The sequence below is a fragment of the Streptomyces sp. NPDC107538 genome (genome assembly GCF_055657445.1).
Map to the genome: position 1 here is coordinate 642,745 of NZ_JBVKAY010000006.1, position 23,721 is coordinate 666,465.

The window sequence follows — 23,721 nt, forward strand, 5'->3', positions numbered from 1 at the left end:
GGTGCCCGAAGTCGACGAGGTGGAGGACGACGCGGAGGAGATGCCGCTGTCGCTCCGGCTGTCGATAGCGGACACCCTCACGCTCGGTAACGCCACGTGTGGCTTCATGGCGGTGTACTTCACCACCACGGGCATTCTGATCCCGCACCTCACCGGCAGCCAGGAGTCGGGCATGGCCCGGCACAGCGCGGCCACGGCCGTGATCCTGATGCTCTGCGCGGCGATCTTCGACCTGTTCGACGGGCTGGTGGCGCGCAAGCTCCGCTCCTCGCCGATGGGCGCGGAGCTGGACAACCTCTCCGACCTGATCAGCTTCGGCCTCGCGCCGGCGTACTTCGTCCTCGTCTACGGCATGGTCGCGGACGACGCGCACCAGCGGGTGGCGGCGGTGGGGGCGATCGTGGTCCTCCTCGCGGTGGTGCTGAGGCTCGCGAGATTCTCGTGCGTGACGGTGAAGGACGGCACCTTCCAGGGCATGCCGTCGCCGTTCGGCGCGCTGACGGTCATCTCGATCGTGCTGCTGGAGCTGCCCTTCGTGGCGACGCTCCTGGCCATCGTCGGTGTCGCGTGGCTGATGGTGAGCCGCGTCGAGTACCCGAAGCCGCGGGGTCCCCTCGCGGGAGCGGTGCTCACCTGGATCGTCCTCGCGATGGGTCTCCTGGCGGCCTGGGCCTTCGACGCGCCCGGCGGCCAGCTCCTCCTCCAGACCGGCTGCGCCCTGCAGCTCGTCATGGGCGCGGTGATCCCCCTGTTCGCCACGGCCCGCCGGGTGAACAACTTCCGCGACAACCGGCGCGAGGCGCGGGCGACCCAGCTGCCCTGACGCTCCGCTCCAGCACTGACGGGTGTGGCCCGAGCCATCTGGCTCGGGCCACACCCGTTTCGCGTTCAAGGGCGTCGGGGGTTGGCCCTTGAGGGGTCAACTAGTCCGCGCGGGGGCCGAGTTGCTGGGGGTGGGGAGGTGGAGGACGGTGGAAGAGGGGGATTTCACCTCATTTGTTCCACACCATCGTCAGGAGACTGGTATGACCACATACAGAGAGCACAAGGTCAAGCACAAGTCATCGGTCCCGGCGACCAACGGCATGGAGATAGAACTGCCCGTCCGGGAGTATGACGGCACTCCTGGTAACGGGCACGCGCATGATCGCGAGCCGGTGCTGATGCTGCATGGCAGAAGCGTGCCGGCGCTGGCGGGCTTCGATCTCGCACCGGTGCCCGGCGGCGACGCCGACCGGTACAGCTGGGCACAGAAGCTGGCACAAGCCCACTTCGACGTCTTCATCATGGATCTACAGGGATCCGGTAGGTCACCCCGGCCGAACGTGATGGACGATCCGTGCAACACCAACCCGACGCAGCAGCAACCGGTTCTCGTCGACCACACAATCCCGGCGCCCTGCCCGCCCTGGTACAAGTCCGAGCTGGGCAATTCGGAGAGTGATCTCGCAGAGCTGGAGACCGTGGTCAAGTTCATCAAGAGCAAGGTGGGCCTGGGGAAGCCCATCCGTTTCGTCGGCTGGTCCGCGGCCTCGTTCGTCATGGGCCCCTACGCCCTCCAGCACCCCGACGACGTCGAGAGCCTGTTCCTGCTCGCCCCGATGTTCCCGCCGCGAGGACGGTGGTCGGGAAAGCCGGAAGAGCCCTTCGGACGCCCGCCGGGTGTCACGGCGCTGCCTGTGGGCAAGCCTGCCACCCAGTTCGGCTTCCCGATGCATGTCACCAGCAAGACCGGCTTCAAGAGGGCGCTGACCGGCACCCCCGCCCTGTGGGAGGCAGGCATCGACGAGCGTGCGTGGGCCGCCTGTATGGAGGACGACCCCGTCGGCAGCAAGTGGGGCCCACAGACGAACGGCGACTACGAGGGTGTCCTGCGGTACCGGAACACCTACTGGTGGGGCTGGAACAACAAGACCGCGGCGCTGGAGAAGGACGACAAGCACGTGCTCGGCGACAGGATTCCCGTGCTCATCCTCTACGGGGAACTGGACCGGACGGCCAACAGCCCGACGCCGATGCCCGACGACCTGTACTTCTCCGTTCCGGACCTCTACGCGGCCATCGGGCATGACCACACACTGATGTTCTGCTTCGAGGGGTCCAGCCACTCCCTGGTGTGGGAGACCACCGCCAAGGCCATCCATCACTTCTCGAAGCAGTGGTTCAAGCACGGCAAGGTGGAGGATCTCACCAGCGGCAAGTACTTCAGGGAGCTGGACGGCAACCTGGTCCCCCTGCCCTGATCCTCAGGCGAGAAAGTCCCGCGCGATCCCCTCGGCCACCCGCTCCAGGATCGGCCCCGGATCCGCGATGCACCGCTCCACGTCCGGCTCGACCTCCGTCAGGGGATACGCCCGGCGGATGCCGGCCCGGCCCAGGGCCTCCGGCGGCAGGGTCAGGCGGCCGCAGACCGCCACGACGTCCTTGCCGGCGGCGCGCGCGGCGGCGGCGACGCCGGCGGGGGCCTTGCCGTGGAGGGTCTGTTCGTCGAGGGAGCCCTCGCCGGTGATCACCAGGGTCGCCTTCTCCAGTGCCGCCGCGAAGCCGAGGACGTCGAGCATGACCTCGATGCCGGGGCGGAAGCGGGCGCCGAGGATCAGGGCGCCGTATCCGATGCCGCCGGCGGCGCCCGCGCCCGGGGCGAGGGCGTGCTCGGCGGCCCGTGCGCCGACCGTCTTCTCCAGGACCGCCGCGAAGTGCGCCAGGGCGGCGTCCAGCGCGGCCACGTCCGCCTCGCTCGCGCCCTTCTGCGGGCCGTACACGGCGGGGGCGCCCTTCGGCCCGGTGAGCGGGTTGTCCACGTCGCTCGCGAGGACGAAGTCGAGCGAGGCGAGGCGTTCGTCGAGGCCGGACAGGTCCGCCGTCGCCAGGTCGCGCAGGCCGCCGCCCCCGGGGCCGACGGGCTCGCCCGCCGCGTCCAGGAAGCGCGCGCCGAGCGCGGCGAGCATGCCCGCGCCGCCGTCCGTCGTGGCGCTGCCGCCGACGCCGAACACGATCGTGCGGGCGCCCGCGTCGAGCGCGGCCCGCAGCAGCTCCCCGGAGCCGTACGTGGAGGCCGTGAGCGGGGCGAAGACCCCGGCGGGCAGCCGTTGCAGGCCGCTGGCCTCGGCCATCTCGACGACGGCCGTGTCACCGCGCAGCGCGTACGCGGCGGTGACGGGCTCACCGAGGGGCCCGGCGACCCGTACCTCGCGGCGGTCGAAACCGGCCGCGATCGCCGCGGCCACCGTGCCGTCGCCGCCGTCGGCGACCGGCAGCGCCTCGACCGCCAGGCCGGGCAGGACCCGGCGCAGGCCCGCCGTGACCCGCTCGGCGACCTGGACGGCCGTCAGCGTGCCCTTGAACTTGTCCGCGGCGATCAGCACCCGCGGAACGGCCGTGTCCCTGTCGACAGCCGCGTCCCTGTCGACGGCCGGGTCCCCCACCGTTTCCGTGTCCGTGTCGATCCCGTCCACTGCGGCGTTCGCCACCTCGCGTTCCCCTCGCTCATCGGGCCTTGCGCACGTCAAGGCAGTCGCGCCGCTGCGACCCTAACCGCCCCGGCCCCCGTACGTCATGCCCCGTCCCGCCCACCGAACACCGTGCGCGGCGGTGTCGCACGGGCCGACGGGCCCCGAAGCGGGTAGACCTCCACCATGACGCCCACCACCGCCACGCCCCGCACGCCCCCTGTGGGCGCCGTGCTCGCCGACCGGGTCCTCGGGGGCTGGCTCGGCCGGATCGCGGGGAACATGCTCGGGAAGCCCGTCGAACAGGGGGAGGTGTGGACACGGGAGCGCATCGACCGCTATCTGCGGCAGGCCGGGGCGCTGCCGCTCACCGACTACCTCCCGGAGCCGGCCACCGAGGTCGACCGCCGGGCGCTGCGGCCGGAGTGGCGCAGTTGTGTACGCGGCCGGATCCGCGGCAGCTGCCGTGACGACGACATCGACTACGCGATCCTCGGACTCCACCTGCTGGAGACGCACGGCTTCGGCTTCAGCACCGAGCAGGTCGGCGACCTGTGGCTGCTGCGGCTGCCGTATCTGCAGACGTTCACGGCGGAGCGGGCGGCCTACCGCAACCTCGCCCAGGGGCTGAGGCCGCCGCTGACCGCCACGTACGACAACCCGTACCAGGAGTGGATCGGCGCCCTCATCCGCGCCGATGTCTTCGGCTGGACCTCCCCGGGCCTGCCCCGGCGCGCGGCCTCGCTGGCCCGGCGCGACGCGGTGCTGTCGCACACCGGCAACGGGGTGTACGGCGCGCAGTGGGCGGCGGCGCTGATCGCGGCGGCGTTCACGGCGCCGGGGGCGCGGGCGGCGGTGGAGGAGGCGCTGGCGGTGATCCCGGCGAGCAGCCGCCTCGCCCGGACCGTGCGGCGGGTGGTGTCGCTGTACGACGCCGGGCTGGGCTGGGAGGAGACGCTCACGACGGTGGGTGAGGAGACGGCGGGCGCGGGCTGGATCCATGTGGTGCCGAACGCCGCCGTCCTCACCGCCGGGCTGCTGTACGGCGAGGGCGACTTCACCCGGACGATCGCGCTGACCGTCCGGGGCGGGCTGGACACCGACTCGAACGGGGCCACGGCCGGTTCGGTGGCGGGCGTGCTGTGCGGGGCCGCCGCGATCCCGGGCCGGTGGAAGGACCCGCTGGAGGACACCGTGCGCAGCGCCGTGTTCGGCTTCGACGGGGTGCGCGTCAGCGAACTCGCGGAGCGCACGGTGCGGTTGGCGGAGGCCTCAGGCCACTGAGCGCCGGTCGGTCCCGCCCCGAGCGCCGATTTCGCGCCCTTCGGGAGCCGTCTACGCTTCCTGGATGACCACTTCGGACTTCGCCGCGTATCTCGCGAGCCTGCCCCGTGTCTTCGCCGGTGCCGCCGCGCTCTTCCGGGACGCCGAGGGGCGCGTGCTGCTCGTCGAGCCCAACTACCGTGAGGGATGGGCGCTTCCGGGCGGCACGATCGAGTCGGACGACGGCGAGACCCCGAGGCAGGGCGCGCGGCGCGAGACCCTGGAGGAGATCGGGCTGGACGTCGCGCTCGGGCCGCTGCTGGCCGTGGACTGGGTGCGGTGGCCGGGGCGGCCGCCGCTGGTGGCGTACGTGTACGACGGCGGGGTGCTCGGCGAGGAGGAGCTGAAGCGGATCCGGCTGCAGGAGGAGGAGCTGCTGTCGTGGCGCCTCGTCCCGCGCGCCGAGCTGACCGACCACCTCCTGGGGCCCCTCGGCCTGCGGGTGCTCGCCGCCCTCGACGCGCTCGCGGACGGCACGGGTACGGTCGAGCTGGAGAACGGCGAGCGGGTGGCCTGACCGTCGAAGATCGGCCACCGAGTGGGTCATTGGGTGCTGCCCTCCATTGACAGGAGTCAGCTGACATCACGTCAACTCACCTTGTACGGAACGTGAAATGAGTGCGCCCTTCACTTAATAGAAGTTTAAAGCGCTGGCTGAAAACGCTGCCCGTTCGTCACTTCAGCATCTAGGCTGACTTCAACCCCGACCGAGCGATCCCGCCCCGTTGCCTCGCTCAGGAACCGGGGCAGCACTCGGGACACCCGTGACCGGCGGCCCGTGCGCGGGCCGTGGCTGCGGAGATCCGGAGCCCCTGGGGGAACGGTCACCGGGAGCCGCCCGGAGCAGTCGGTCTCCCCCCACCTGCGGGCCGTTTTCCGCCCGTCATCACCGAACAGGCAGCTGAGGTCATGGAACCACTGGGCTCAGACGATCCCGAGGAGCTAGGTCCCTACCGTCTCGTGGCACGGCTCGGCGCAGGCGGGATGGGACGGGTCTATCTGGCGCGCTCCCCGGAGGGGCGGACCGTCGCGGTCAAGGCCATCCGTCCCGAGCTGATGGGGGACAAGAACTTCCGCATCCGCTTCCGCCGGGAGGTGGAGGCCGCCGGCGCCGTCGGCGGCAGATACACCGCGCCCGTGGTGGACGCCGACCCGGAGGGCCCCATCCCCTGGCTGGCCACCGACTACATCGCCGGTCCCACCCTGGCCGAGGCGGTCGCCGCGCACGGCCCGCTGCCGGTGGAGTCGGTGCTGGTGCTGGGCGCCGGTATCGCCGAGGCGCTGATCTCGGTCCAGGCCGCCGGGCTGGTGCACCGCGACCTCAAGCCGTCCAACGTGCTGCTCGCCGCCGACGGCCCGCGCGTCATCGACTTCGGCATCGTCCGGGCGAGCGACGGCTACGACCTCACCCGGTCCGGCGCCCTGTTCGGCTCCTTCGAGTACATGTGCCCCGAGCAGGCCACGGGCGAGCCGCTCGGCCCCGAGGGGGACGTCTTCTCGCTGGGCTCGGTGCTCACCTTCGCCGCCGCCGGGCACGCGCCCTTCAGCGGCACCGCGGCGGCCACGCTCCTCTACCAGGTCGTGCACAGCGCCCCCGACCTGACGGGTGTGCCCGAGCCGCTGGACAAGATCATCAGCCTCTGTCTCACCAAGGACCCCCGGCTGCGGATCACCCCGGACAAGCTGGCCGCCGCCTGCGCGCCCGGGGGTGTGGAGCAGCTGACGGGCGACGGCTGGCTGCCCCCGTCGGTGACCTCTTCGATCGCGCTCCGCGCGGCGGCGGTGAAGACCCTGGACACCATGCCGTACACCGAGGCCGCGTTCCCCTCCGCCGGCCCCGGTCCCGCGCCGGACCCGTACGGCCGGGGCCCGTCCGCCCAGGGCCGCGACGAGGGCCGGGCGGCCCGGGACCAGGGCCGGGCCGCGTACGACTTCCAGCAGGAACGTGCCTTCAGCACCCCGGGGCAGGATCCGGCCGACCGTGCCCCGCAGCCGGACCGGGCGGGGCAGGACGGGCGGCCGGGCCGGGCCGCGTACGACTTCGAGCAGGACCGCGCGTCCCACGCCGCCACGACCCCGGCGGCGTGCGCGTCCGACCGTCCCCACGACGGCTCCGGGCGCCCGGACCACCGGGCCCGTCCGGCCGAGGCGGCGCCGCCTGCCCCGACCAGCGCCGAGACGCCGGGAGCCGGGTCCGGCGCCCCCGCGGAGCCCTATTCCGCGCCCGAGGAGCCGCAGCCGTACCGCCCCGGCTCCACCGGCCATCGCCGTGCCGTACGGCGGCCGGGGCCGTCCCGGCGTACGGTCCTCACCGCGTCGGCGGGCGCCGTCACCGCGGCCGCCGTCGGCGCCGCCGTGGTGCTCGGCCGGCGCGGCCATCCGGCCGCACGGTCCACGGAGCCCGCGGGTCCGGCCCCGAAGCCGCTGTGGATGTACCGCGGCGGCCCGCTGCTGCAGGCACCCGCCGTGTTCCACGACGGCACGGCCCTGCTGAAGTCCCGCCCGGGTGACCTGCTCTGCCTCGACCTGCGGGACGGCACCCGGCCGAAGTGGGTCTACGAAGGCATCAGCCAGTCGCCCACCCCGCCCGTGCTGGCCTTCGGCTCCGCGGTCGCGCTCGGCGAGGGGGCGACGGTGATCGGGGTCGACCCGGTCGACGGAACGGAACGTTTCACCATCGACTTCGGGCCGGACTTCCGGTTCAACACCCTGCTCGGCGTCAACGACGACCGGGGCGTCTCCGTCATCGGTGTGCGGCTGGAGCGGGAGTCCGACCAACAGGGCGTCGCGACGTCCACGGACACGGTGTTCGGTGTCGACCTCGCGACCCGCCGCGCCGAGGTCATCCCCATCAGCCCCGAGGACGTCGGTGTCCGGCTGGCGCCGGTCATCCTCCCCGGGTACTTCGTCTACGCCGACGGCCTGCGCAACATCACCGTCCGCGACACCGAGGGCTCCGGCGTCCTGTGGCGCCACCCCGTCGGCTACGACCTCCGGCCGGGTCTCGCCGTGCTCAACCGGACGGTGTTCGCCATCGGCGAGGAGCTGGAGGCCCTGGACCTCACCACCGGCGCACCCCGCTGGCGGGTGAAGCCGGAGCGCGGCATGTTCGCCTCCCTCGGCGGCTACGGCAACACGGTCTACGTCACCGGCACGGACCCCGCCGGTGTGTACGCCTTCAACGCCGGGACCGGCGCCCGCCGTTGGTTCTGCCCCACCCCGCGCCTCGACATCGACCAGCCCGTCACCGCGGGCCCCGACGCCGTCTATGTCTGCGCCTACCAGAACAAGAACGGCTTCTACGCGATCGACGCCGCCAAGGGCGGACTCCTGTGGAACTTCACCGACGGTGTGGAGACCGGCGTCAACGACTGGCAGCTCGCCTGCGACCGCAGCGGCGTCCTGGTCGCCCAGCACTACGACCGCACCTACGGCCTGCCGGCCCCCTGACCCCACCGCCGCCCGCCACGACACCGATATCCACTCGCCCCGGCCGAACGGCCGACCTACGCTCACCCCATGAACAAGCCGCTGGTCGCCATCCTCAGTGGAGCGGGCATCTCCACCGACTCCGGCATCCCCGACTACCGAGGCCCGAACGGGCTGTGGCGGCGGGATCCGGAGGCCGAGAAGCTGGTGACGTACGACTACTACATGGGCGATCCGGAGATCCGCCGGCGCTCGTGGCAGATGCGGCGGCGGAACCGCACGCTGAAGGCGGAGCCGAACGTGGCGCACCGGGCGGTGGCCGAGCTGGAGCGGTCCGGGGTGCCGGTGCGGGTGATCACCCAGAACGTGGACGGGCTGCACCAGCTCGCCGGGATGCCGGCCCGCAAGGTCCTCGAACTCCACGGCAGCGCACGCTCCGTGGTGTGCGTGAAGTGCCATGCCCGAGGGCCGATGGAGGACGCCCTCGCCCGGGTCGAGGCCGGCGAGGACGATCCGCCCTGTCTGAAGTGCGGCGGTGTGCTGAAGTCCGCCACGGTGATGTTCGGCGAGCGCCTCGATCCGGTGGTCCTCGGCGAGGCCGTCGCGATCACCAAGGCCTGCCAGGTCTTCATCGCGGTCGGCTCCAGCCTCCAGGTCCAGCCCGCCGCCGGCCTCGCCGGTGTCGCCGCCGACCACGGCGCCCGTCTGATCATCGTCAACGCCGAACCGACCCCGTACGACGACCGGGCGGACGAGGTCGTACGGGAGCCGATCGGGACGGCGCTGCCGGAGGTGCTGCGGGGGCTCGGCGCCGCGAGCGCCTGACGGCCGGGGGCGTGCGTCTCAGAAGAGGGCCGCCCCCTGCTCACCCCGTTCGAAGTCCAGCAGGCGCCGCTTGCGCTCCGTCCCGCCGCCATAGCCGGTGAGGCTGCCGTCGGAGCCGACCACGCGGTGGCAGGGGACGATGATGCCGACGGGGTTCCTGCCGTTGGCCAGACCGACCGCGCGGGACGCCTTGGGGTTGCCGAGCGCGTCCGCGAGGGCGCCGTACGAGCGGGTCTCGCCGTAGGGGATCCGGACAAGCTGTTCCCAGACGGTGCGCTGGAACGGGGTGCCGTGCAGCCGGAGTTCGACGGTGAACTCCGTCAACTCGCCCGCGAAGTAAGCCTTCAGCTGTTCCTCCGTCTCCGCGAAGAGCGTGTCGTCGCGTCCGCCGAAGTTCTCCTCCGGCGGGCGGTGGCGCTGCTCGGTCATGTACAGCCCGCACAGGACGCCTTCGTCGGCGACGAGGGTGAGCGGGCCGTAGGGGCTGTCGACGACTGTGTGGTGCTTCATGCCGTGTCCTTCAACTGGTTCATGCGGGGAGGAAGTTGATCGGGTGACTGTCCGTCGCCCACAGATACTGGACCGCGTACGCCCGCCAGGGCCGCCAGGCCCCCGCGCGGGCCGTGAGGGCGGCCGGGGTGGACGGCAGGCCCAACTCCCGTGCGGCGCGCCGGACTCCGAGGTCACTGGGCAGGAAGGCGTCGGGGTCGCCGAGGGCGCGCATGGCAATGACGTCCACAGTCCATGGGCCGAACCCGGGGAGGGCGAGCAGCCGGGCCCGCGTCTGCGCCCAGTCGCTGTCGACTCCCAAGTGCAGTTCCCCTTCGGCGAGTTGCCGTACGAGGGTGGTGAAGGTGGTCCGGCGGGTGCGGGGCATCGCGAGGGTCTCGGGGTCGACGGCCGCCAGCGCCTCGGCGGACGGGAAGAGGTGGGTGAGGCCTCCCTCGGGGTCGTCGACGGCCTCGCCGTGCGCGACGACCAGCCGGGCCGCGTGCGTTCGGGCGGCGGCCGTGGACACCTGCTGGCCGAGCACCGCCCGTACGGCGAACTCGGCCTCGTCGACGGTACGCGGCACCCGGCGCCCCGGCGCCTTGTCCACCAGCGGCGCGAGCACGGGGTCGGTGCGCAGCTGCTCGTCGACGGCGACCGGGTCGGCGTCCAGGTCGAGCATGCGGCGGCAGCGGCTGATGGCGACGGGCAGATCCCGCAGATCGCCGAGGGTGAGGCGGCAGGCGATGTGGTCGGGCCGCGGCGTGAGGCCCACGATGCCACTGCCGTACGGCAGCCGGAGCGTGCGCCGGTAGCTGCCCGCGCGCCACTCCTCCACCCCGGGTACGGCGGTCGCGGCGAGGTGGCCGAAGAGGTTGTCGGGGTTCAGCGGGGCCCGGAACGGCAGCCGGAGGCTCAACACCCCTGAGGTGCCCGGGGAGTCGGAGCGCTGCCGGGCCGACCGGGTGGCCCGCTCGCGCAGTTCGCCGGGCGCCAGGGCGAAGACCTCCCGCACGGTGTCGTTGAACGTACGGATCGACCCGAACCCGGCGGCGAACGCGATCTCCGCCATCGGCAGCGCGGTCGTCTCGATCAACAGCCGTGCGGTCTGCGCCCGCCCGGCCCGGGCGAGCGCCAGCGGCCCCGCGCCCAGCTCGGCGAGCAGCTGCCGTTCGATCTGCCGGGTGCTGTAGCCGAGCCGCCGCGCGAGTCCCGGCACGCCCTCCCGGTCCACCACCCCGTCGCCCATGAGCCGCATCGCCCGCGCCACGAGGTCCGCCCGCCGGTCCCACTCCGGCGACCCCGGGCTCGTGTCCGGCCGGCACCGCTTGCAGGCCCGGAACCCGGCCTGCTGACAGGCCGCCGCGCTCGGGTAGAACGTCATGTTCTCCACCTTCGGCGGCACCACCGGGCAACTGGGCCGGCAGTAGATCCGGGTGGTCACCACGGCCGTGAAGAACCACCCGTCGAACCGCGCGTCCTTCGACCGCACGGCCCGCACACACCGCTCCGTGTCCCTGTACATCCCGTTCCGCATGCCTCAAGCATCGGGGACGGGGAGGGAGAGGGCTGGCGAGAATCCGACATCAGCGTGGGGCGACCTGCGAGCGCCGGAAGCCCCCGTCCCCCTCAGGGGCGCGGGGAACTGCGCGACCAGCCACGACGAGCCCGCAGCCGCCCACCCGCAGTCACCCACTGCCCCTTAGGCGCGCGCGGCCCGGACCCACGCCCCCTCCCGCAACAACCGCAGCCCATTGAGCCCCACCAACACCGTCGACCCCTCATGCCCCGCCACCCCGAGGGGCAACGGCAGATGCCCGACCAGGTCCCACACCACCAGCACCGCGATGCACACCCCCGCGATCACCAGGTTCTGCACCACCAGCCGCCGAGCCGCCCGCGACAACCGCACCACCGCCGGAATCGCCGCCAACTCGTCCCGCACCACCACCGCGTCCGCCGTCTCCAGCGCGAGATCGGACCCGGCGCGCCCCATCGCCACGCCGGAGTGCGCGGCGGCGAGCGCGGGCGCGTCGTTGACCCCGTCCCCCACGAACAGCACCTTCCGGCCGCCGTCCTGAAGCTCCCGTACAGCCTCCACCTTGCCCTCCGGCAGCAGCCCGGCCCGGACGTCGGCGATCCCGGTGTCCGCCGCCACCCGGGCCGCGGCCGACGCGTTGTCCCCGGTCAGCAGGACCGGTGCCGTCCCGGTCACGGCGGCGAGGGCCGCCACCGCGGCGGGCGCGTCGTGCCGCGGACGGTCGGCCAGGGCGAGCGTCCCGACGGGGACCCCGTCCCGCTCGACGAGCACGACGGTGCCGTTGGCGGCCTCCGGGCCAGAGCCGTCCCCGTACTCCCCCGGCCGCCCCACCGTCACCACGCGCCCCTCGACGGTCGCCCGTACGCCGCGCCCGGGCAGGGCCGCGAAGTCCTCGGCGGTGCCGACCCGCAGCCCCCGGGCTCCGGCGGCGGCCACCACGGCCCGGGCCAGCGGATGCTCGCTCGGGTACTCGGCGGCCGCGGCCAGCGCGAGCAGCCCGTCCTCGTCGAGCCCGGCGCCCGGCAGCGGTCGTACGGCGGTGACCTCGGGCGTGCCCTCCGTGAGGGTGCCGGTCTTGTCGAGCGCGGCGATGTCGATCTCGCCCAGGCGTTCCATCGCGACGGCGGACTTCACGAGGACACCGTGGCGGCCGGCGTTGGCGATGGCGGAGAGCAGCGGCGGCATGGTGGCGAGGACGACCGCGCAGGGCGAGGCCACGATCATGAAGGTCATCGCGCGGAGCAGCGCGGCCGTGAGGTCCTCGCCGAGGGCCAGGGGGATGCCGAAGACGGCGAGGGTGGCGACGACGACGCCGACGGCGTACCGCTGTTCGACCTTCTCGATGAACAGCTGGGTCGGTGCCTTGGTGCGGGAGGCCTCCTCGACGAGGCTCACGATGCGGGCGATCACGGAGTCGGCGGGGTCGCGGGTGACGCGGACGCGCAGCGCACCCGTGCCGTTGAGGGTGCCCGCGAATACCTCGTCGCCGGGTGCCTTGGGGACGGGCAGCGGTTCGCCGGTGATGGTGGCCTGGTCGGCCTCGCTCTCCCCTTCCAGCACCTGTCCGTCGGCGCCGATGCGCTCACCGGGGCGGACCAGCACCGTGTCCCCGACGGCGAGTTCGCCGGTCGGCACGGTCTCCTCGGCGGAGCCGTCCGCCGGCAGCCGGGTGGCCGTGGTGGGCGCGAGATCGAGGAGGCCGCGTACGGAGTCGGCGGTGCGGGCGGTGGCCAGGGCCTCCAGGGCGCCGGAGGTGGCGAAGATGACGATCAGCAGGGCGCCGTCGAGGACCTGGCCGATCGCGGCCGCGCCCAGCGCCGCGACGATCATCAGCAGATCGACGTCGAGGCTCTTCTCGCGCAGCGCCCGCAGTCCTTCGAGGGCGGGTTCCCAGCCGCCGGCCGCGTAGGCGAGCACGTAGAGCGGGCCGTGGAGCCAGGCGGAGGCTCCGGCCAGGTCCAGCGGGAACGCGAGCAGGAAGGCGACGGTCGAGATCAGCGCCCAGCGGGCCTCGGGCAGGGCGAGGACGCGGGTACGGCGGCGGGCGGCCGTCGGCGCGGACGTACGGCGGGCCGGTGACGGGGCAAGGGTGGCAGACACGCGGCACACCATACAGGAACACATGAAGACTCATTCATGCCTTCATGTGCGATGAGTAAGATACTCGCCATGGGTCATGGAGCCGTCACCTCAGCGCAGGACGCCACGCAGGCCGCCGCCGCTCGGGTGCGCCTGGACGCGGCCAACGTCGCCAAGGTGGCCACCACCCTCCAGGCCCTCTCCACGCCGTCCCGGCTGCTGATCCTGGCCCGGTTGCGCGAAGGCCCGCTCCCGGCGACCGAGTTGGCCGCCGAGGTCGGGATGGAGCAGTCCGCCTGCTCCCACCAGCTGCGCCTGCTGCGCAACCTCGGCCTGGTCGTGGGCGAGCGGCGGGGGCGTTCGGTGGTGTACGCGCTGCACGACCACCATGTCGCCGAGCTGCTGGACCAGGCCGTCTACCACGTGGAGCACCTGAGGCTGGGCCTCAGCGACGCGCCGGACGGGGACTGAGGGCCCGCCGCCGGGCGGAGCCCGGGATCAGGTCGTGGGGACCGCCGGCAGCGTCACCGCCGGCAGGCCGCCGAGCAGACCGCCGAGCAGACCGCCTACCAGCCCGGTGACCAGGCCGAGGACCGGCTGCAGGAGGCCGGTGACGACTCCGAGGACCGGGGCGAGCAGACCCGTCACCGCGCCGAGTACGGCGCCCAGGTCGAGCGAGGTCAGCGCCTTGAGCAGGGCGTCGACGGCGGCCTGGAGCGCGGCCAGCAGATCCGCGACCGGGTCGGCCGCGGCGACCGTGCGGTCGGTGCCGGCCGGGGCCGCCGCCTCCAGCTTCTGGAGCCGCTGCTGCACGGTGGCGTTGGCGGCCCGCAGGGCCTTGACGTGCCGGGCCGCCTCGGCCGCGTCGAGCCGGTCGCCGTCCAGCTTGGTGATGGCCCTCAACTCGCCCAGCAGCGGGGCGAGTACGTTGTTCTGATCCATGCGGTCGAGCAGGTCCAGCTGGTTGAGCAGCAGGTCCGTGTCGGTCGCGGGGAGCGTGGTCCCGGTCGTGCCGGTCTCCGTGGCCGTGTCCGCGGCGGGGTCCGTCACCGTCTCCGTGACCGTCTCTGTGACGGTCTCCGTGACGGTCTCCGTGGCCGTGTCGGTCTCGGCGTCGAGGTCCGCCAGCAGATCGTCCATGTCGCGTTCGATCTGGGCGAGGAGCGCCTCCATGTCGGCGATCTCCTTGTCGACGATGGCGTCCGCCTCGGCCTCCTCCTTCTCCAGGAGCGCGTCGATCTCCGCGTCCAACGCGTCGAAGAAGGCGTCCAGATCGGGTTCGGGGACCGCTGCGGTCCTCGCGGCGGCGTGGTTTGAGGCGGTGCGGCCCGCGTCGACGGCCGCGGTGGCGGAGCCGACCGGGCCGAGGACCAGTGCCCCGCAGACCAGGGGCGACAGCAGAAGGGCACGGGAGACGAGGGCGCGCATGCATGTTCCTTTCGAAGGAGCAGTCCTTGCGCTCACCGTGAAAGCCACCACGACCCGCCGCAACCGATCACCAGCCCGGCGCCCGTGCCGCCGACCGGCCGCGCCTACGACCCTGACCAGCGTGTTTCTCCGTGCGCTCCGTTCCGTACGACTCCGTTCGACAGGCCCCGACCGTTCGTCCGTCAGAGTGCGGACCATCAGCCGGACCATCAGCCGGACCGTCAGCCGGGCCGTGAGCCGGGCCGTCGGCCGGGCCCTCAGCCCGCCTGTTCGGCGAACGCCGCGTAGGCCTCGTCGTCGAACAGGACGAATCTGACCTCCTCGACCGAGGTCTCCGTCGTGCGGACTGTTTCGACGGCGATGCGGGCGGCGTCGCGCATCGGCCAGCCGTAGATGCCGGCGGAGACGGCCGGGAAGGCGACCGTGCGGGCGCCCAACTCGTCGGCGACGCGCAGGGATTCGCGGTAGCAGGAGACGAGGAGGGCGGAGCGGTCGAGGCTCTGGCTGTGGACGGGGCCGACCGTGTGGATGACCCAGCGCGCGTCCAGGTCACCCGCGGTGGTGGCGACCGCCTGGCCGGTGGGGAGGCCCTTGCCGTAGTGCGAGGCTCGGAGCTTGCGGCAGTCGGCGAGGATGGCGGGGCCGCCGCGCCGGTGGATCGCGCCGTCCACTCCTCCCCCGCCGAGGAGGGAGGAGTTCGCGGCGTTGACGATGGCGTCGACGGACTGCTCGGTGATGTCGCCCCGGACGAGGGTGATGGTGGTCATGCCCGCCTCTATATCAGCCGACGGGGAGGGCCGGCCCGCCCTTGTCCATGGGCCGACGGAACCGGCCGACGGAACCGGTCGGCCTCCGGGCGGCGGGTCGGTTCCGTTCGGCCCGTGGCGCCGCGCGGGCTACCAGCTCACCGGCAGCGACCGTACGCCGTGGATCGTGCTCATCGTCAGGGCGAAGTCCTCCGGGGGTGCGGTCAGGTGGAGGCCGGGGAGGCGGTCGAAGAGGGCGGGGAGGCCGATCTGGAGTTCCGCGCGGGCGAGGGACTGGCCGATGCACTGGTGCAGTCCGTGGCCGAAGGCGAGATGGCCGGAGGTGGCGCGGCGGACGTCCAGGGTGTCGGGGTCGGGGCCGGGGTCGGTGAAGACGGACGGGTCGCGGTTGGCTGCCTGGACCGCCACGATCACGCCCTCGCCCGCGCGGATGCGGACGCCCGCGACCTCCACGTCCTCGGTGGCCTGCCGCCGCAGCCCCGAGTGCGCGACGGTCAGATGACGCAGGAGTTCCTCGACCGCGCCGGGCCACAGGGCGGGGTCCGCGCGCAGGGCGGCGAGTTGTGCGGGGTGGCGCAGCAGGTCCACGACCCCGAGCGGGAACATGTTCGCGGTCGTCTCATGGCCCGCCACCAGCAGCAGCGAGGCGATGCCGACAACCTCGGCCGCGCTCACCTCGCCGGTCGCCACCCGGTCCCGGGCGAGACGGGAGAGGAGATCGTCGGCGGGCTCCCGGGGCCGCCGCGCGAGCAGGTCGCCCAGGTAGGTGTGCGGGGCCTTGCGGGCGGCGACCATCTCCTCCGGCCCCGAAACGAGACTGCTGAACGCCCTCGCCTGCCGCTACAAGAAGTCATGGTCCTCGTACGGCACCCCGAGCAACTCACAGATGACGAGGGAGGGCAGCGGCAGGGCGTACGACTCGACGAGGTCGGCGTGCGGGGCGGGGGTGAAAGCCGGGGCGGGCGTGGAAGCCGGGGCGGGCGTCGCCGTACGGCTTCCGGCCGTCACGCCGGCCCCACTCGCCGCGCTGGCTCCGGTCACCTCGCCGGTGCCGCTCGACCCGAAGCCCCCGGTCGCCGCGCCGGTCCCGGATGCGGTGCCGGTGCCGGTCGAGGCCCCGGCTGCCGTCACCGCGCCCGTCCCGCTCGGCCCGACGGCCCCGGGCGCCGTGCCACTCCGCGTCGGCCCGAAGCTGCCGGTCGGCCCGAAGCTGCCGGTCGGCCCGAAGCTCCCGGATGCCGCGCCGGGCCCGCTCGGCCCGACGCTCCCGGTCGGCGCCCCGGCACCGGGCGCCATGCCGGGCCCAGATGCCCTGCCAGTGCCGGTCGAGGACCCGGCTGTCGTCGCCGCGCCCGTCCCGCTCGGCCCGACGGCCTCGGGCACGCCACTCCGCGTACTCGGGCGACGGGTCGAGCAGCGGGCGCAGGGTGGGAAGGGGAGGGTGGGTCGTCACGCGGGCAGCTCCTCGTCGTCCCGCCCCGCGAGGCGCAGCAGCAGCGACTTGATCTCCGTGGCGGCGTACGCCTCACGGGCCGGCTCGGCCGCGGAGCAGAGCAGGACGGGGCCGTCGTCGGGGTCGGCGGGGAGGCGGCCGTGGCTGCCGCTGACACCGGCCGGGTCGAGCGGGACCGTGCTGATGCGGTAGCGGAAGCCCAGCTTCTTGCGGGCGACCTGGCCGACCGCGCGGAGCTTCACCGCGGGGACGGTCTCGTCGTAGAGCAGCTCGGCGGGGTCGTAGCCGGGCTTGCGGTGGATCTCGACCTGGCGGGCGAAGTCGGGGGCGCGCTCGTCGTCGAGCCAGTAGTAGTACGTGAACCAGGCGTCGGGGTCGGCGACCGCGACGAGTTCGCCGGAGCGTTCGTGGTCCAGGCTGTGGGCCGCCTTGCCCTCGGCGTCCAACACCTGCTCCACGCCGTCGAGTTCGGCCAGGATCTTGGCGACGTCCGCCGTGTCGGCCGCGTCGCGTACGTAGACGTGGGCGATCTGGTGGTCGGCGACGGCGAAGGCCCGGGAGGTCCAGGGGTCGAGGTACTCCATGCCGTCCTGGGCGTGGACTTCGAGGAGGCCGGCGCGGCGCAGGGCCCGGTTGATGTCGACCGGGCGGGAGACGGGGGTGATGCCGTACTCGCTGAGCGCGACCACCGTGGCACCGGCCTGCAGAAAGTGCTCGATCAACGGGCTTAGCGCCTCGTCGAGTTGGCGGGCGGCCCGGATCGTGGCGGCCGAGTCGGGGCCGGATCGCTGGGGCTCGTAGTCGAGTTGGGGGATGTAGACGAGGGTGAGGTCGGGGTCGTGCTCGTCGAAGACCTGACGGGCGGCGCCCAGGATCCACTGGGTGGAGGGCATGCCGGCGTTGGGACCCCAGTAGGTGAACAGGGGGAACGGGCCCAGCCGGTCGGTGAGTTCGTCGTGCAGGGAGGGCGGCCAGGTGTAGCAGTCGGGTTCCTTGCGGCCGTCGGAGTAGTAGACGGGGCGGGGGGTGACGGTGAGGTCGACGTCCGCGCCCATCGCGTACCACCAGCAGATGTTGGCGACCTTGTAGTCGGGGTCGGACCTGCGGGCGGTCTCCCAGATCTTCTCGCCGCCGACGAGCGCGTTGTGCTGGCGCCAGAGCAGCACCTCGCCGAGGTCCCGGAAGTACCAGCCGTTGGCGACGGCCCCGTGCCCGGACGGGGGTTCGCCGGTGAGGAACGTGGACTGGACCGTGCAGGTCACGGCGGGCAGCACCGGGTCGAGGCGGGCCCGGAAGCCGCGCTCGCCGAGGGCGGCCACGGCGGGCATGTGCCGGAGCAGCCTGGGGGTGAGGCCGACGATGTCGAGGACGACGAGCCGTTGCGCGGGGGTGGTGCTCACTGGTGGTCCTCCTTGAGGCCGAGGCCGGTCAACCGGGCGCGGGCCCAGGCGAGTTCGGCGGCGATGCCGCCGGGCAGGTCGGTGGGGGGTTCGGGGAGGACGGACCAGGTGTAGGTCTCGACCTCGATGTGGTCGCAGTCGGCCGAGGCCCCGCCGAGCAGCCCGGCCAGGACCTGGCTCAGCTGGTCCGCGGTGGTGCGCAGCGGCGGTTCGGGGTCCGCGTGCAGCGGGGCGTGGAAGTGCACCCTCCAGGGCCCGGCATCGGTGGGCAGCCCCCCGTCCAGCGCGTCCGGAAGGTCATCGACACCCTGTACGCCCGGCTCCATCCCCACCTCCGGGCGCCCCCATACATCCAGGCCCGCCCCCACCTCCGGGCGCCCCCGCACGTCCAGGCCCGCCCACGCGTCCGTGCGCCCGCGCACCTCCGGGCCCTTCCCCCCGTCCAGACGCTCACGGACCCCCGGGCCCCTCCCCCCGCCCAGACGCTCCCACGCCCCCGGGCCCTCCGGCTCCCGTGCAGGCGGCGGCGTCGAGGCGGGCCTTGACGTCGGGGTTGACGAACGGGCCGCCCTCCCCCCGGCGTCCTCCCAACCAACCGCCGCCCGACTCTCCGCGTCCCCGCGCCCCTCCGCGAAACGCACCCCCCGAGCCTCCGCATCCCCCCGCCCCACAGCCGTACGCGTCTGATGCAGAAACCGTGGCTCCGCGAGGCGGCGCAGGGCCGCGCGGGCGGCGGGGTCGGACGGGTCGGTGGCCTCGATCGCGCAGGAGGCCTGGAGTTTGACGACGGGGAGTCCGGCGTCGGCGAGGCGGCGCAGTGCCGCGCCGGGCTCCTCGAACTGTACGGCGAGATGGCAGGCGTCGAGGCACACGCCGAGCCGCTCGGGGTCGAGGCCGCGCAGCTCCCGTACGGCCTGGGCGGTGGTCTCCACGACACAGCCCGGCTCCGGTTCGAAGCCGACGCGGATACGGCGGCCGGTGTCCGACTCGATCGCGGCGAGCCCGGCGGTGAGCCGGTCCAGGGCGCGGCGGGCGGTGTCGGCGCGGTCCACCGGCCAGGGGGTGCGCCAGGCCAGCGGCAGGGTGGAGACGCTGCCGCGCTCGGCGTCGTCCGGGAGGAGCGCGGCGAGGACACGGGCGCAGTCGAGGGTGTGGCTCAGCCGGGCCTCGTCGGCCCAGTCGGGGAGGTAGACGTCCTTCTTGACCACCTCGCGGTGGAACCCGGCGTACGGGAAGGCGTTGAGGGTGACCGTCTCCAGTCCCCGTGCGGCGAGTTCGCCCTTGAGGCGCTTCAACTCACCGGGTTCAGCGACCAGTTGTGTGACGACATCGCGGGCGAGCCAGAGTCCGATGCCGAGCCGGTCGACGCCGAGGCGCTCGCGCACCGGTTCGGTGTAGGTGGCGAGTTGGGCGAGGACGCCGTCGAGGTCCTCCGCCTGGTGGACGTTGCTGCAGTAGCCGAGATGGACGGCGGTGCCGTCCGGGTGCCGGAAGCGCATGGCGGCCGCCTCACTCCCCGCCGCGGCGGACGGAGTTGCCCTGGAAGCTCGACGCCTCGTCCGGTTTGGGTTCGTCGAGGTCCAGCCGTCCGCTCTGCCCGTAGAAGGCGACGGGGTTGCGCCACAGCACGCGGTCCACGGCGTCGTCGTCGAAGCCGCCGGCGAGCATGGCGTCGGCGGTCTTCCGGGTCTTGAGCGGGTCCGAACGGCCCCAGTCCGCCGCCGAGTTGACAAAGACGCGGTCCGTGCCGTGCGAGCGGAGGATGGTCACCATGCGGTCCTCGCTCATCTTGGTCTTCGGGTAGATGGAGAACCCTGCCCAGCAGCCGCTGTCGAGGACCATGCCGACGGTCAGCTCGTTGAGGTGGTCGAGGACGACGAGTTCGGGGGCGATGCCCGACTCCCGTACGACGTCCAGGGTGCGGCGGGTGCCGGTGGCCTTGTCGCGATGCGGGGTGTGCACGAGGGCGGGCAGCTCGTGCTCGATCGCCAGCTGCAGCTGGAGCGCGAGCGCCTCGTCCTCCTCCGGCGTCATGGAGTCGTAGCCGATCTCGCCGACGGCGACCACCCGGTCCTTGGCGAGGTAGCGCGGCAGCTCGTCCAGCACGGGCCGGCAGCGCGGGTCGTTGGCCTCCTTGGGGTTGAGGGCGATCGTGCAGAAGTGCTGGATGCCGAACTGGGCGGCCCGGTACGGCTCCCAGCCCAACAGTGCGTCGAAGTAGTCGTAGAAGCTCTCGGGCGAGGAGCGGGGCTGGCCGAGCCAGAAGGCCGGCTCGACGACAGCGCGCACCCCGGCCGCGTGCATCGCCTCGTAGTCGTCGGTGGTGCGGGAGGTCATATGGATGTGGGGATCGAAGATGCGCACGGGTCGGCCTTCTCCTCGGGGGGATCCGGTGAGCGCCGCCGACCGTGGGGTGAGTCGGCGGCTGGGGGGGGGTGGTGTGGGGAGGATGAGGTGGTCGCTCGGAGGCGGCAGCAGTCGTCGTAGGGAACCGGCGGCGGCCTACGCGGGGGCGTCGGCTCTCTGGAGGGCGCTCAGGGCGCGCTCGGCGGCGGCGCGGCGGTCGGGTGTGGCGGCGCGGGTCTCGGCGCCGAGACGGCCGGTGAGGTGGGCGGCGGCGGGGAAGGGCCGGACGACGGGCCAGATGTCCGCCGGTACGTCCCGTCCGGCGGCGACCCGCTCGTGCGCGAAGTCGGCCAGCATACGGGCCAGTTCGGCGTCGGCGCGGGCGGAGAGCCCGGCGATCCGGTCCAGCGGGATCTCCTGGAAGACGCACTTCAGGACGGCCTGCCGGTACTCGGCGTCCGGGAGCCGGGCGGCGCCGTACGCTCCGAGGGCGGCCTCGACGACGCTGCTGTCGTTGCCGCGCAGGGCTTCGCGGACGAGGGGCAGGGCGAGGTCGCCGAGGGGTTCCCGGAGGTGTTCGCGGAGGGGTTCCCCGAGGTGTTCGCCGAGGGGTTCGCAGGAGGTGTCGCCTCCCGTCGCGTCGGCGAGCGGCGGCAGGGTCCGCAGGACGGCTCGCTGTTCGGCGGGGTCGCCGTGGCGGAAGAGGCCCGCCAGTTCGTCGGCGAGCGGCTGCCCGACCAGCGGCAACGCGGCGAGCAGGACGGTACGGGCCGCCTCGTCGACGGTCCACCGCGCGTCCAGCCGGGCCCGTCCACAGCGTCTTCGGGCGGCGGGGAACAGGGTGCGTACGGCGGCGGGCCGGTCGGCGATCCGGGCCACGGCCTCGTCGAGCCAGGCGCGGGCCGCCGGGTCGAGCGGATGGTGGGAGAGCAGGTCGCGGGGGTCGGAGTGGTCGGCCGCCGCGGAGAGCGGGGTTCCGGTGGGGACCATGACGGGACAACCTCCGGTGGGGTGGAGGACGCAAGAGGTGGGCGGGTGGCGGTCGTCGAGCGGGGTGTGCGGGGTGGGGTCAGGCCGTCGCCGCGCGGAGGAAGTCCAGTGAGCGGCGGGCCACTTCGGGGGCGTCGAGGCAGCCGCCCTGGATCTCCACGGAGACCAGTCCGCGGTGGTCGAGGTCCTGGAGGGCGGCGAGCACGGGCGGGAAGTCGATCTCGCCGGTGCCGAGTTCGAGGTGGTCGTGGACGCCCCGCCGCATGTCCTCGATCTGCACGTTCAGCAGCCGCGGGGCGGCGAGGCGGACGCACTCCAGCACGGGCCGGTCCTCCACGCAGTGCGCGTGCCCCACGTCGAGGGTGATCCCGAACAGTTCGTGTCCGCCGACCATCTCGGCGAGTTCCAGGCACCGTTCCACGGTGTCCACGAACATGTACGGCTCGGGTTCGAAGGCCAGCGAGACCCCGTACTCCCCCGCCGTCTCCAGGACGGTCTCGACGCCGGCCGCGAGCCGCTTCCACGCGTCCCGTTCCGGCAGTCCGCCGTCCGGCGCGGGGCCGCTGCACAGATGGACGGTGGGCGAGCCGAGGTCGGCGGCGATGCGTACGGCCCGCCGCAGCAGGTCGATCCGGCGCTCGGACCCGTCCGTCATCAGCGTCGGGTGGTGCTTGCCCCAGGGGTCGAGGAGGTAGGGCGCGCCGGTCTCGACCGTCACGTCGAGCCCGTGCCGGGCGAGGTCCCGGGCGATGGCCGCCACCCGCCGGGGCAGATCGTCGGCGTACGGGTCGAGATGGCCGTGGTCGAGGGTGAGCGCGACGCCGTCGTAGCCGAGGTCGGCGAGGACCGCGAGGACGTCGCCGAGCCGGTGGTTGGTGAAGCCGTTGGTGCCGTAGCCGAATCTGAGGGGGGTGGGGGGTGGGGGTGGGGTCATTCCGGCGTTCCTCCCGCGGGAGCCCGTGCTGTTCAGGTGGGGGATATGCGCCGGGCCAGCCGTCGCGCGAGAGGGTGTACGACGCCGAGGGCCGCCGCCGCGGCCGTGGCGCCGCCGCGTGCGGTGAGGGCCGCCTGCAGGGGCATCAGCCCGAGGATCCCGGCGCCGACGGCCCGCCGTACGTTCTCGCCCGACGGCTCCCGTACGGCACGGGCCTGGGCCGCGCCGTAGCTGCCGAGGTAGGCGAGGGCCCCGGCGGTGACGACGACGGCACGGGCGGCGGCCGCCCGCGAGACACCGCCGCTCGCGGCCGGACGCCCCGGAGCACCGGCTTTCCCCGCCACCGCCGGCCGCAGGCTCCCGGCGGCCGCGACGGACCGTACGGCGGCGACGACCCGCGGGGCCGTGCCGGACCGTACGGCGGCGGTGATCGCGGCGGCACCGTCTCGCGCGGCCGTGGTGGCCCCGGCGGCGGGACCGGAACGCACGGCCGTGGTGCTCCCGGCGCGCTCCGCGAGGCGCCCGGCGCGCCAGGCCGCGGCCGTGCGGGCGGCCGGGAGGGTCGCGGCGAGGATGGTGGTCGTGGAGGCGGCGAGGGTCGCGGCCGGCAGCCGGGCGGGGGCGCCCGAGATCTCGTGGCGGCTGAGCGCGGTCAGCGTGTAGGTGTGGGCGCCGACCAGCGCGGCGGGGACGGCGCCGCGCAGCAGGGCGGCCCCGGTCCCGGTTCCGCTCGTACGGCCGTCCGGTCCGCGCCCGGCGGCGAGCGCGCCCGCGAGGACGTCCAGGGCGCGCGCGGCGGCCATGGCGGCCGGACCGGCCGGGGTGGACTTGAGCTTGAGGTCGTACGCCCAGACGGCGCCGGCCAGTGGAAGCGCTCCCAGGAGGCTGCGGCGGCCCCCGGAGACGGCGGCGAGCGCGAGGCCCCCGGCGGTCAGGGCACCGGCCACGGCGAGGGCGGTACGGCGCGGCACCCGGCCCGACGGGACGGGGCGCTCGGGCCGCTCGACCGCGTCGATCGTGGCGTCGGCGTAGTCGTTGAGCGCCATGCCCGCCCAGTAGAGGCAGACGGACGATCCCATCACGCCGGCGGTCCGCACCCCCAGCGGATGTCCGGCCGCGGCCGCACCGGCGAGCACATCGCCGGGGACACTCAAGGCGGCCGGTGCCCGTACGAGTTGTGCCAGGTCGGAGAGGCCCACGGCAGGCCGCGAGCCGGAGCCCGATACCGCTGCGCGATCTTCCATGGCGGCAACTTACCCACGCGACTTG

The 23,721-nt window shown here is 73.6% G+C and carries 21 protein-coding genes; 7 read left to right on the forward strand and 14 right to left on the reverse strand.

What is annotated here, in order from left to right:
* Position 1 precedes the first annotated feature (1 nt).
* Both pssA and ACZ7MG_RS24450 read left to right on the forward strand, forming a co-directional pair.
* Positions 2–823, forward strand: coding sequence for a CDP-diacylglycerol--serine O-phosphatidyltransferase (pssA, locus tag ACZ7MG_RS24445; RefSeq protein WP_184903917.1), 822 nt, complete (start codon positions 2–4; stop codon positions 821–823).
* 202 nt (positions 824–1,025) lie between these two features.
* Entirely contained in the window at positions 1,026–2,243 is a 1,218-nt protein-coding gene (locus ACZ7MG_RS24450; protein WP_471383431.1) for an alpha/beta hydrolase, read from the forward strand.
* A 3-nt stretch (positions 2,244–2,246) separates the two neighbouring features.
* Here ACZ7MG_RS24450 and ACZ7MG_RS24455 read toward each other — a convergent pair whose 3' ends face one another.
* Positions 2,247–3,425: a glycerate kinase gene (locus ACZ7MG_RS24455; protein ID WP_471384005.1), complete on the reverse strand. Its 1,179-nt coding sequence runs from the start codon at positions 3,423–3,425 to the stop codon at positions 2,247–2,249.
* 210 nt (positions 3,426–3,635) lie between these two features.
* On the opposite strand from ACZ7MG_RS24455, the gene ACZ7MG_RS24460 reads away from it, so the two are divergent.
* The 4 genes from ACZ7MG_RS24460 (at position 3,636) to ACZ7MG_RS24475 (ending at position 9,026) form a co-directional block, all read left to right on the forward strand.
* A complete protein-coding gene (locus ACZ7MG_RS24460) occupies positions 3,636–4,733 on the forward strand; it encodes an ADP-ribosylglycohydrolase family protein (protein ID WP_471383434.1) in 1,098 nt (365 codons plus the stop codon).
* 64 nt (positions 4,734–4,797) lie between these two features.
* A complete protein-coding gene (locus tag ACZ7MG_RS24465; RefSeq protein WP_471383437.1) occupies positions 4,798–5,289 on the forward strand; it encodes an NUDIX domain-containing protein in 492 nt (163 codons plus the stop codon).
* 392 nt (positions 5,290–5,681) lie between these two features.
* Entirely contained in the window at positions 5,682–8,222 is a 2,541-nt protein-coding gene (locus tag ACZ7MG_RS24470) for a protein kinase domain-containing protein (protein WP_471946155.1), read from the forward strand.
* A gap of 69 nt (positions 8,223–8,291) precedes the next feature.
* Positions 8,292–9,026 carry an SIR2 family NAD-dependent protein deacylase gene (locus ACZ7MG_RS24475; RefSeq protein ID WP_471383442.1) on the forward strand — a complete coding sequence of 245 codons (735 nt, stop codon included), beginning with the start codon at positions 8,292–8,294 and terminating at the stop codon, positions 9,024–9,026.
* An 18-nt stretch (positions 9,027–9,044) separates the two neighbouring features.
* Here the strand turns inward: ACZ7MG_RS24475 and ACZ7MG_RS24480 are convergent, their stop codons facing one another.
* The 3 genes from ACZ7MG_RS24480 to ACZ7MG_RS24490 all read right to left on the reverse strand — a co-directional run bounded on the left by ACZ7MG_RS24480 (position 9,045) and on the right by ACZ7MG_RS24490 (position 13,167).
* Positions 9,045–9,536, reverse strand: a complete 492-nt coding sequence (locus ACZ7MG_RS24480) for a methylated-DNA--[protein]-cysteine S-methyltransferase (RefSeq protein ID WP_471383445.1) — start codon at positions 9,534–9,536, stop codon at positions 9,045–9,047.
* Between the two features lie 19 nt (positions 9,537–9,555).
* Positions 9,556–11,052: an AlkA N-terminal domain-containing protein gene (locus tag ACZ7MG_RS24485; protein WP_471383448.1), complete on the reverse strand. Its 1,497-nt coding sequence runs from the start codon at positions 11,050–11,052 to the stop codon at positions 9,556–9,558.
* 165 nt (positions 11,053–11,217) lie between these two features.
* Positions 11,218–13,167 carry a heavy metal translocating P-type ATPase gene (locus ACZ7MG_RS24490; protein WP_471384008.1) on the reverse strand — a complete coding sequence of 650 codons (1,950 nt, stop codon included), beginning with the start codon at positions 13,165–13,167 and terminating at the stop codon, positions 11,218–11,220.
* 57 nt (positions 13,168–13,224) lie between these two features.
* Between ACZ7MG_RS24490 and ACZ7MG_RS24495 the strand changes: the two genes are divergently transcribed.
* Positions 13,225–13,605: an ArsR/SmtB family transcription factor gene (locus ACZ7MG_RS24495; RefSeq protein ID WP_471383451.1), complete on the forward strand. Its 381-nt coding sequence runs from the start codon at positions 13,225–13,227 to the stop codon at positions 13,603–13,605.
* A 27-nt stretch (positions 13,606–13,632) separates the two neighbouring features.
* Here ACZ7MG_RS24495 and ACZ7MG_RS24500 read toward each other — a convergent pair whose 3' ends face one another.
* From ACZ7MG_RS24500 to ACZ7MG_RS24545, 10 genes are all read right to left on the reverse strand, one after another.
* Complete coding sequence (locus tag ACZ7MG_RS24500) at positions 13,633–14,562, reverse strand: hypothetical protein (protein ID WP_471383454.1); 930 nt, start codon at positions 14,560–14,562, stop codon at positions 13,633–13,635.
* A gap of 257 nt (positions 14,563–14,819) precedes the next feature.
* Positions 14,820–15,329 (reverse strand): O-acetyl-ADP-ribose deacetylase, encoded by a 510-nt coding sequence (locus ACZ7MG_RS24505; RefSeq protein WP_471383457.1) that lies wholly within the window; start codon positions 15,327–15,329, stop codon positions 14,820–14,822.
* A 129-nt stretch (positions 15,330–15,458) separates the two neighbouring features.
* Complete coding sequence (locus tag ACZ7MG_RS24510) at positions 15,459–16,124, reverse strand: cytochrome P450 (RefSeq protein WP_471383460.1); 666 nt, start codon at positions 16,122–16,124, stop codon at positions 15,459–15,461.
* 85 nt (positions 16,125–16,209) lie between these two features.
* Positions 16,210–16,782: a hypothetical protein gene (locus ACZ7MG_RS24515; RefSeq protein ID WP_471383462.1), complete on the reverse strand. Its 573-nt coding sequence runs from the start codon at positions 16,780–16,782 to the stop codon at positions 16,210–16,212.
* On the reverse strand, positions 16,779–18,110 hold the full coding sequence (locus ACZ7MG_RS24520) for an alkaline phosphatase family protein (RefSeq protein WP_471384011.1): 1,332 nt from the start codon (positions 18,108–18,110) through the stop codon (positions 16,779–16,781). Before ACZ7MG_RS24520 ends, ACZ7MG_RS24515 begins: the two co-directional genes overlap by 4 nt.
* A 68-nt stretch (positions 18,111–18,178) precedes the next feature.
* On the reverse strand, positions 18,179–19,681 hold the full coding sequence (gene eboE, locus ACZ7MG_RS24525) for a metabolite traffic protein EboE (RefSeq protein ID WP_471383464.1): 1,503 nt from the start codon (positions 19,679–19,681) through the stop codon (positions 18,179–18,181).
* A gap of 10 nt (positions 19,682–19,691) precedes the next feature.
* Positions 19,692–20,546 carry a TatD family hydrolase gene (locus tag ACZ7MG_RS24530; RefSeq protein WP_471383466.1) on the reverse strand — a complete coding sequence of 285 codons (855 nt, stop codon included), beginning with the start codon at positions 20,544–20,546 and terminating at the stop codon, positions 19,692–19,694.
* A gap of 138 nt (positions 20,547–20,684) precedes the next feature.
* Positions 20,685–21,518, reverse strand: coding sequence for an EboA domain-containing protein (locus ACZ7MG_RS24535; protein WP_471383468.1), 834 nt, complete (start codon positions 21,516–21,518; stop codon positions 20,685–20,687).
* Between the two features lie 79 nt (positions 21,519–21,597).
* Complete coding sequence (locus ACZ7MG_RS24540) at positions 21,598–22,452, reverse strand: sugar phosphate isomerase/epimerase family protein (protein ID WP_471383471.1); 855 nt, start codon at positions 22,450–22,452, stop codon at positions 21,598–21,600.
* Between the two features lie 32 nt (positions 22,453–22,484).
* Positions 22,485–23,696: an SCO3242 family prenyltransferase gene (locus ACZ7MG_RS24545; protein WP_471946156.1), complete on the reverse strand. Its 1,212-nt coding sequence runs from the start codon at positions 23,694–23,696 to the stop codon at positions 22,485–22,487.
* Positions 23,697–23,721: the final 25 nt, after the last annotated feature.

Excerpts from the sequence above, each read along its gene's own strand:
- ACZ7MG_RS24450 (WP_471383431.1), top strand. The coding sequence starts at position 1,026 with ATGACCACATACAGAGAGCACAAGGTCAAGCACAAGTCATCGGTCCCG.
- ACZ7MG_RS24460 (WP_471383434.1), top strand. The coding sequence starts at position 3,636 with ATGACGCCCACCACCGCCACGCCCCGCACGCCCCCTGTGGGCGCCGTG.
- ACZ7MG_RS24465 (WP_471383437.1), top strand. The coding sequence starts at position 4,798 with ATGACCACTTCGGACTTCGCCGCGTATCTCGCGAGCCTGCCCCGTGTC.
- ACZ7MG_RS24470 (WP_471946155.1), top strand. The coding sequence starts at position 5,682 with ATGGAACCACTGGGCTCAGACGATCCCGAGGAGCTAGGTCCCTACCGT.
- ACZ7MG_RS24475 (WP_471383442.1), top strand. The coding sequence starts at position 8,292 with ATGAACAAGCCGCTGGTCGCCATCCTCAGTGGAGCGGGCATCTCCACC.
- ACZ7MG_RS24480 (WP_471383445.1), bottom strand. The coding sequence starts at position 9,536 with ATGAAGCACCACACAGTCGTCGACAGCCCCTACGGCCCGCTCACCCTC.
- ACZ7MG_RS24485 (WP_471383448.1), bottom strand. The coding sequence starts at position 11,052 with ATGCGGAACGGGATGTACAGGGACACGGAGCGGTGTGTGCGGGCCGTG.
- ACZ7MG_RS24490 (WP_471384008.1), bottom strand. The coding sequence starts at position 13,167 with ATGGTGTGCCGCGTGTCTGCCACCCTTGCCCCGTCACCGGCCCGCCGT.
- ACZ7MG_RS24495 (WP_471383451.1), top strand. The coding sequence starts at position 13,225 with ATGGGTCATGGAGCCGTCACCTCAGCGCAGGACGCCACGCAGGCCGCC.
- ACZ7MG_RS24500 (WP_471383454.1), bottom strand. The coding sequence starts at position 14,562 with ATGCGCGCCCTCGTCTCCCGTGCCCTTCTGCTGTCGCCCCTGGTCTGC.
- ACZ7MG_RS24505 (WP_471383457.1), bottom strand. The coding sequence starts at position 15,329 with ATGACCACCATCACCCTCGTCCGGGGCGACATCACCGAGCAGTCCGTC.
- ACZ7MG_RS24510 (WP_471383460.1), bottom strand. The coding sequence starts at position 16,124 with ATGGTCGCCGCCCGCAAGGCCCCGCACACCTACCTGGGCGACCTGCTC.
- ACZ7MG_RS24520 (WP_471384011.1), bottom strand. The coding sequence starts at position 18,110 with ATGCCCGCCGTGGCCGCCCTCGGCGAGCGCGGCTTCCGGGCCCGCCTC.
- eboE (WP_471383464.1), bottom strand. The coding sequence starts at position 19,681 with ATGCGCTTCCGGCACCCGGACGGCACCGCCGTCCATCTCGGCTACTGC.
- ACZ7MG_RS24535 (WP_471383468.1), bottom strand. The coding sequence starts at position 21,518 with ATGGTCCCCACCGGAACCCCGCTCTCCGCGGCGGCCGACCACTCCGAC.
- ACZ7MG_RS24540 (WP_471383471.1), bottom strand. The coding sequence starts at position 22,452 with ATGACCCCACCCCCACCCCCCACCCCCCTCAGATTCGGCTACGGCACC.
- ACZ7MG_RS24545 (WP_471946156.1), bottom strand. The coding sequence starts at position 23,696 with ATGGAAGATCGCGCAGCGGTATCGGGCTCCGGCTCGCGGCCTGCCGTG.